This is a genomic window from Dietzia sp. CQ4 (assembly GCF_014145125.1).
GTDB classification, from domain to species: Bacteria; Actinomycetota; Actinomycetes; order Mycobacteriales; family Mycobacteriaceae; genus Dietzia; species Dietzia natronolimnaea.
The window spans coordinates 1-7,016 of record NZ_JAALDZ010000286.1 but is presented as its reverse complement, the minus strand read 5'-3'; the positions used below and the strand labels follow the sequence as shown (position 1 = coordinate 7,016).

General features: G+C 68.2%; 6 protein-coding genes. 4 read left to right on the top strand and 2 right to left on the bottom strand.

Features of this window, described 5'->3' with window-relative positions:
• The 4 genes from G6031_RS15050 to G6031_RS15035 form a co-directional block, all read left to right on the top strand.
• On the top strand, nt 1–1,005 hold a 1,005-nt coding region (locus G6031_RS15050), incomplete at its 5' end, for an alpha-hydroxy-acid oxidizing protein (RefSeq protein WP_182653684.1).
• Nucleotides 1,006–1,186: 181 nt separating this feature from the next.
• Nucleotides 1,187–2,692, top strand: a complete 1,506-nt coding sequence (locus G6031_RS15045) for a SulP family inorganic anion transporter (protein WP_182653686.1) — start codon at nt 1,187–1,189, stop codon at nt 2,690–2,692.
• Nucleotides 2,693–2,695: 3 nt separating this feature from the next.
• Complete coding sequence (locus G6031_RS15040; protein WP_182653683.1) at nt 2,696–3,880, top strand: glycosyltransferase 87 family protein; 1,185 nt, start codon at nt 2,696–2,698, stop codon at nt 3,878–3,880.
• A complete protein-coding gene (locus G6031_RS15035) occupies nt 3,873–4,679 on the top strand; it encodes a glycosyltransferase (protein WP_182653682.1) in 807 nt (268 codons plus the stop codon). Before G6031_RS15040 ends, G6031_RS15035 begins: the two co-directional genes overlap by 8 nt.
• A gap of 78 nt (nt 4,680–4,757) precedes the next feature.
• Here G6031_RS15035 and G6031_RS18975 read toward each other — a convergent pair whose 3' ends face one another.
• Nucleotides 4,758–4,889, bottom strand: coding sequence for a putative transporter small subunit (locus G6031_RS18975; RefSeq protein WP_218873259.1), 132 nt, complete (start codon nt 4,887–4,889; stop codon nt 4,758–4,760).
• Between the two features lie 14 nt (nt 4,890–4,903).
• Entirely contained in the window at nt 4,904–6,547 is a 1,644-nt protein-coding gene (locus G6031_RS15030; protein ID WP_182653685.1) for a sodium:solute symporter family protein, read from the bottom strand.
• Nucleotides 6,548–7,016: the final 469 nt, after the last annotated feature.

Below are 7,016 nucleotides of genomic sequence, written 5' to 3'. Positions count from 1 at the left end.
GCGCCCGTCCTGGTCGCGCCGATCGGCGCCGCGGGCCTGGTGCGTCGCGACGCCGACGTCCACATCGGGCGCGCCGCGGCCGAGCGCGGACTGCCGTACATCCTGTCCTCCCAGGGCTCGTCGCCGATGGAGGCCACTGCCGCGGCGATGAAGGACGGGCCGCGCTGGTTTCAGCTGTACTGGAGCAGGGACGAGCAGCTTGTCGACAGCTTCATCTCCCGGGCGGAGGCCGCGGGCGCCGGGGCGCTGGTCGTCACCCTCGACACCACGACGCTCGGCTGGCGGCCGTGGGATCTCGACCTGGGATCGCTCCCGTTCACGAGGGGGGTCGGGATCGCCCAGTACACCTCCGACCCCCGCTTCGCCGAGATGGTGGCCGACCGGGTCGCGCGTGAGGCCGCCGCCGGCGCCGGCACGGACCCCGACGCGGTCAAGGTCACGCCGAAGGCCGTCGTGACGCTGCTCGAGATGGCCCGGAACCACCCGGGCGCGTTCCGCAGGAACCTCACCGCCCCCGAGACCCGCGCCGCCGTCCAGACCTTCCTCGACACGTTCTCCAACCCGGCACTGAACTGGGACCACATCGCCACGCTGCGGGACCGGACGCGACTGCCGGTCGTCCTCAAGGGCGTCCTGCACCCGGAGGACGCCCAGCGGGCCTTTGACATGGGCGTCGACGCGGTCATGGTCTCCAACCACGGCGGCCGCCAGGTGGACGGGTCCATCGGCACGCTGGACGCCCTCGTGCGCATCCGCGAGGCCGTCGGCCCCGAGCCGACCCTGCTACTGGACTCCGGCATCCGCAACGGCACGGACGTGGTCAAGGCCATGGCGTGTGGCGCGGACGCCGTGACGATCGGTCGGCCGCACATCTACGGGCTCGCCATCGCCGGGCAGCAGGGGGTCGGCGAGGTGCTCGACAACCTGCTCGCGGAGATCGACCTCACGCTGTCCCTGTGCGGAGCGAGCTCGTGGGACGACGTGGACGCCTCGCTCCTGGCCTGAGGCGGTCGCCGGCCACCCCTCACGGAGGGGCCCGAGTTCGTCGAGGCGGCAATCTACCGTTACGGTAGGTTTCAAACCTCCCGTTACGGGAGAGTGTGCCCATCGCCCTCCGCGGACAGGACTCCCCTTCGTGACAGCACCCACCCACGCCGGCGTACCCGGATCGACCAGCAGCGGCGACCTGGCCCCGGTCGGCGTCCTCGCCTCGTTCAGATACGCCTTCTCCTCTCCCCGGAGACTGCGCACCGAGGTGCTGGCCGGCCTCGTCGTGGCGCTCGCGCTGATCCCCGAAGCCATCTCGTTCTCCATCCTCGCCGGAGTGGACCCCCGGGTCGGACTGTTCGCCTCGTTCACCATGGCCGTGACGATCGCCTTCACCGGAGGGCGCCCGGCGATGATCTCCGCCGCGACCGGCGCGATAGCCCTGGTCATCGCTCCCGTGGCGCGCGAGTACGGGCTCGACTACTTCATCGCCACCGTGCTGCTGGCGGGCATCATCCAGGTGGTCCTCAGCCTGATCGGCGTGGGCAGGCTCATGCGGTTCATCCCCCGGTCAGTCATGGTCGGGTTCGTCAACGCCCTGGCCATCCTGATCTTCACCGCCCAGATCCCACACCTGCTGGGTGTTCCGTGGCTGGTCTACCCGATGGTCGCGGTCGGCATTGGGATCATGGTCTTCTTCCCTCGGCTCTCCGCTGCGGTACCCGCCCCGCTGATCGCGATCGTCGCGATCACCGGCGTGGTCGTGCTCTTCGGCTGGAGCATGCCGAACGTCAGCGATCAGGGGGAACTGCCCGGCTCACTGCCGTCGCTGTTCATCCCCGACGTCCCGTGGACCGTGGAGACGCTGCAGATCATCGCCCCGTACGCGTTCGCCATGGCCCTGGTCGGGCTCATGGAGTCCATGATGACCGCCAAGCTCGTCGACGACATCACCGAGGTGCGCAGCGACAAGACCCGCGAGGGCTGGGGACAGGGCGTCGCCAACATCGTCACCAGCTTCTTCGGCGGCATGGGTGGCTGCGCGATGATCGGCCAGACCATGATCAACGTCAAGCAGTCCGGCGCACGCACCCGGCTGTCCACCTTGCTGGCCGGGATCTTCCTGCTGATCCTCGTGGTGGCCTTGGGCGACGTCGTCGGGCTGATCCCCATGGCGGCACTGGTCGCGGTGATGATCATGGTCTCGGTGGCCACCATGGACTGGCACTCCATCCATCCCCGCACCCTGCGGTTGATGCCCCTGCCGGAGACCATCGTCATGGCGGTCACCGTGGCCGCCACCGTGATCACTCACAACCTGGCCATCGGCGTGATCCTCGGCGTCCTCACCGCGATGGTCATGTTCGCCCGGCGAGTGGCGCACATGACCAGCCTGGAGAAGGTCTCCGAGCTCGACGTCAACCACGACGGCACCATCGACATCCGCACCTACCGCGTCCACGGCGAGTTGTTCTGGGCCTCGAGCAACGACCTGGTCTACCAGTTCGACTACGCCGGCGATCCCGAGCACGTGGTGATCGACCTGACCGATGCCGACATCTGGGACGCCTCCACCGTGGCCACCCTGGACGCGATCACCCACAAGTACGCGGCCAAGAACAAGACCGTCGAGATCATCGGCCTGGACGGCGCCAGCCAGGACCGTCTGGACAAGCTCTCGGGCAACCTCGGGGACGGCCACTGACCGATGCGCAGACCCCCGACCACAAGCCGCGCGGTGAGTCCGGCGGCGGGCCTGGCACTCAGCGTGGCGATGACCGTTGTGGTCATCACGCAGGCCGTCACCGGGTTCATGATGGATCTGCAGGTGTTCCAGGACGCCGGCCGGGCCCTGCTGTCCGGCCACGACCTGTACTCGGAGGACTTTCCCACCCGCTCCGGGTTCAGGTTCATCTACCCGCCGTTCGCCGCCATCGCCTTTGTCCCCCTGGCGCCGCTCGGGGCCACCCTCGCCCAGCTCATCTGGACCGCCGCCACGATCGCCGCCGTGTGGGCGATCCTGGCCATGGCGGCGGTCCGCCTGCACCTGCGCGGTGCGAAGACCGTCGCGCTCGCGCTCACCGGCGTGGCGCTTCTGCTCGAGCCCATCCGCGCGAACCTGGGCTTCGGCCAGATCAACGTCTTCCTGTTCCTCATGGTGACCGCTGACGTCCTGGGCTTCACCCCCCGCCGGTTCCGCGGAGTCCTTCTCGGACTCGCGGCCGGGATCAAGATCACCCCGGCCGCGTTCGCGTTGATGTTCCTCGTCCGCCGTGACTGGGCGTCCCTCGCACGCGCCGTCGTTGCCGTGGCGGCCACGGTCGTGCTGGGGCACCTCGTCCGCCCGGCCGATTCGGCATACTTCTGGACCACCGAGTTCTTCCTCACCGACCGCGGCGGCCCACCCGATTACGTCCCCAACCAGGCACTGAGCGGCATGCTCGCTCGCGCCGGAGTGAGCGGCGCCCCGCTTGACCTCGCCGTCTACGGCGTCTTCCTGCTCGCTGCCGCCGCCGCGGCCTGGGGCGCCTGGAGACTCACCCGGGTCAACCGCCCCGTGGACGCACTGATGCTCATCTCCCTCGGCGTGTTCGTGAGCTCACCGGTGGCCGTGACCCACCATTGGTCAGGGATGCTCATCGCCCTGCCGTTGCTCCTCGCCACCCGCCACGTTCCGGTACGCCTGGCGTTGGCGGCCCTCGTGTCGGCCCACCTGATAGGAACCCACCTCGCCTACTCCCTGACCCCCCTGGACCCCGGTGCCCAGTTCCTGCAGTGGCTCGTGGGCAACGCCCAGGGTCTGACCGGCATCGCCGCGTTCGCGATACTGCTCGCAGACGCCGCCAGACCGCCCTCCCCCACTCGACCCGACCGCGAGGACCCCGATGCGTGACCCCGAACTGACCGTCCTTCTCACCGTCTACCACGCGATCGCGCCCTCGCAGCTCCGCGACGCCCTGGACAGCGTGCACGCGCAGACCGTTCAGCCCGCCGAGGTGATCGTGGTGGAGGACGGCCCCCTGTCGCCCGCACTGCTCGAGGTATTGGACTCCACCCCGGACCTACGTCGGTTCGCCTTGCCCCAGAACCTCGGCGCCGCCGCGGCGTCACAACGCGGGTTCGACGAGGTCCGTACCGGTTGGGTCGCCCGCCAGGACGCCGACGACATCTCCCTGCCCGAGCGGTTCGAGCGGCAACTCGACGCCGCCCGCGCGCTCGGGGTGGACGTCCTGGGTTCGGCGATGCTCGAGTTCGACGCCGACCCGGAGCACCCGAAAGCCATGCGTGCCCTGCCCACCGAACACGAGGACATCGCCCGCTACGCCCGCATCAACAACCCGGTCAACAACCCGTCCCTGCTGGCCCGCACCGACGCCATCCGCGCCGTCGGCGGGTACCGCCACGTGCCCTACCAGGAGGACTACGACCTGATGATCCGCCTGATCGGCGCGGGCTACCGCCTGCACAACCTGCCCGAACCGCTGGTGAAGTTCCGCGTCACCCACGAGCAGTTCTCCCGCCGCAAGAGTCGCGAGCTCACGGCCTCCGAGCGCACGATCCAGCGCACGCTCCTCGAGGCCGGCATGATCTCCCGCCCCCGCGCCGTGGCCAACTACCTCGCCCGCAACGCCTACCGGCGCCTGCCGGCACCAGCCATGAACGCGGCCTACCGACGGATCTTCCACAGCTGACCGACCCCGCTCCTGCCACGGGTGTGCCCCCTCACCGGAATCGGCGAGGGGGCACACCCGTAGTGCCGTCGAGCACGCTCAGATGATCGGCACGCCGTCCCGCTTGGCCTCGGCGGCCTCCCTGATGAAGGCGCCCACCAGGACGGCGAGGACGCCGGCCACGATCACGGGCCAGATCAGGACGTAGATCGTCAGAAGTATCGGTGTCATCTGCAGTTCCTCTCCTAGACGCGGACGACGTCGTCGTCGTCATCGTTCTTGTTCTCGGCCGTGTTCCTGGCGTCGGCGTCGGCGAGCTCCTCCGCCACCGCGTCGGTGTCGTAATCGGCGGTGGCCAGCGCGATCTCGTCGAAGTCGTAGTCCATCGAACTGCGGTACGACATCGCCACGCAGACGATCGTGCTGACCGCGTACGCGACGAGTGAGGCCGTGAGCGTGTCGTAGTCACGCAGGAAGCCGAGGATGAACGGCGCGCTGCCGAGTGACGCGATCACGGCCACGACGAGCGCCGGCCTGAGGCCCAGGAAGCCGAACACCATCAGACCCAGGACCACGCCCACACCCACCACGGCGAGCGCCTCGACGGCGTATGCCAGCACGCCGGAGTCCGGGATCAGCCCGAAGCGGGTGGGCAGGAAGACCGCCAGGGCGACCAGCACGGAGACGGTGAAGGCCGAGTTGGTGACCTTCTTCCAGTAGAAGCTCGCGATCACCGGGAAGACCAGTGCGCCCCACAGTGCGCCCACGAACACCAACAGATCGAGGATGTTGAACCGGATGTTGGCGAAGAACAACGCGGCCACCGTGGCCAGGACCATGGTGATCCGGCCGACGACGAGCATCACCCGGGGGTTGGGCACCTTGCCGCGGCCGCGCATGCCCTGCCCGTACAGGTCGCTCATCGCGATCGACGACATCGCGGACAGGTCCGAGTCCGCGGTGGAGGACAGCGAACCGATGATCATGATGAAGAACACCGCCACCAGGACACCGGGCAGGTACTCGGCCGCCGCCTGGGGAAGCACGTTGTTCGGGTCGCCGTCGACGGGATCGATCCCCGCGTAGAGGGCGAGCACGCCGACCATACCGATGCCGATGATCGTGGCGCCGTACCCGATGGTCGCCGTGATGAAGGTCGGCCTGATCAGGTCTTCGCGGACCGCGAACAGCCGCTGGGCGATGGTCTGGTTGCCGATCGCGTAGGCGAGGACGGCAGCGATGTACGGAGCACCCTGGTTGAGGAACGCATCCGAGGAGAAGAACGACTGCTGCTGCGGGGTCAGGTTCTGGGCCCCGGTGGTGAACAGGTCGACTCCACCGAGGAAGAAGAACATCGACGGCACGATGATGATCACCGCGCCGAGCATCGCCAGTACCTGCGCGAAGTCGGTGAGCACGGAGGCGCGGAAACCGGACCACAGGGTGTAGAGCAGGACGCCCGCGGCGATCACGATCACGCCCTGGATGAAGCTGAACGGGCTGAGCATCGAGATCAGCGCGCCGCCGGCGATGAAGTTCGACGTCAACGAGATGACGGAACCCAGGATGTTGGATCCGGCCAGCATGAACTGGGAGGACCTACCGTGGCGGGCGAACATGACCTCGGCCAGGGTGTGCGCCTGCGGGGCGACCTCGCGGATGCGTTTACCGAAGGGATAGATGAACAGGATCATCAGGGCTCCCCAGAACCCGTAGTGGATCGGCCCTGAAATGCCGTAGAGGTATCCGGAGTTGACCGAGGCGTACATGGAGGACGCCCAGATCCACGTGGCGGTCATCGACGCCGCCGAGATCCCGAACCCGATCTTGTGGCCGGCGGTCATGAAACTGTCGGCGTTCTCTTTCCTCTTGGCGATCCGTGTGGACATGACCATGGTGCCGCCGTAGAACAACACCAGAAGTAGAACCACGGCCGTTGCGCTCAGCGCTGTAGAGCTCAGCAAATCTGCCCCTCTCCCTCTTCATTTGTCATGTGAACACGCTGAGCCTAGTGAATGCACCGCCTTAACGAAGAATCGACGTGGGACCGGCGTTGTGCGGATGGCCAAGTGCATGGAGCACTATCCGCGCAGTTCCGGCGCTCGACCAGGCTCTTACTGGAGGAAATCCCCAAACGGCACGCAAACGGCATCGCACGCCCTCGCGCGCGGGTCGCGCGCTCGTCCCCACTCCACATCCGCTCGCCCGTCCACCCGCTCCACGTCCGCTCGTCCGTCCACCCGCTCCGCATCCGCTCGTCGCGATGCACGCACGCGCGACCCGCAGGGCAGGCGAGCGTGCATCCCCGGAGGCGGCGGCGGGCTCAGGCGGGCCGGGCATCCCCGGAGGTGGCGGCGG

Coding starts and splice junctions, on each gene's coding strand:
- G6031_RS18975 (WP_218873259.1), bottom strand. CDS start 4,889: ATGACACCGATACTTCTGACGATCTACGTCCTGATCTGGCCCGTGATC.
- G6031_RS15040 (WP_182653683.1), top strand. CDS start 2,696: ATGCGCAGACCCCCGACCACAAGCCGCGCGGTGAGTCCGGCGGCGGGC.
- G6031_RS15035 (WP_182653682.1), top strand. CDS start 3,873: ATGCGTGACCCCGAACTGACCGTCCTTCTCACCGTCTACCACGCGATC.
- G6031_RS15030 (WP_182653685.1), bottom strand. CDS start 6,547: ATGTCCACACGGATCGCCAAGAGGAAAGAGAACGCCGACAGTTTCATG.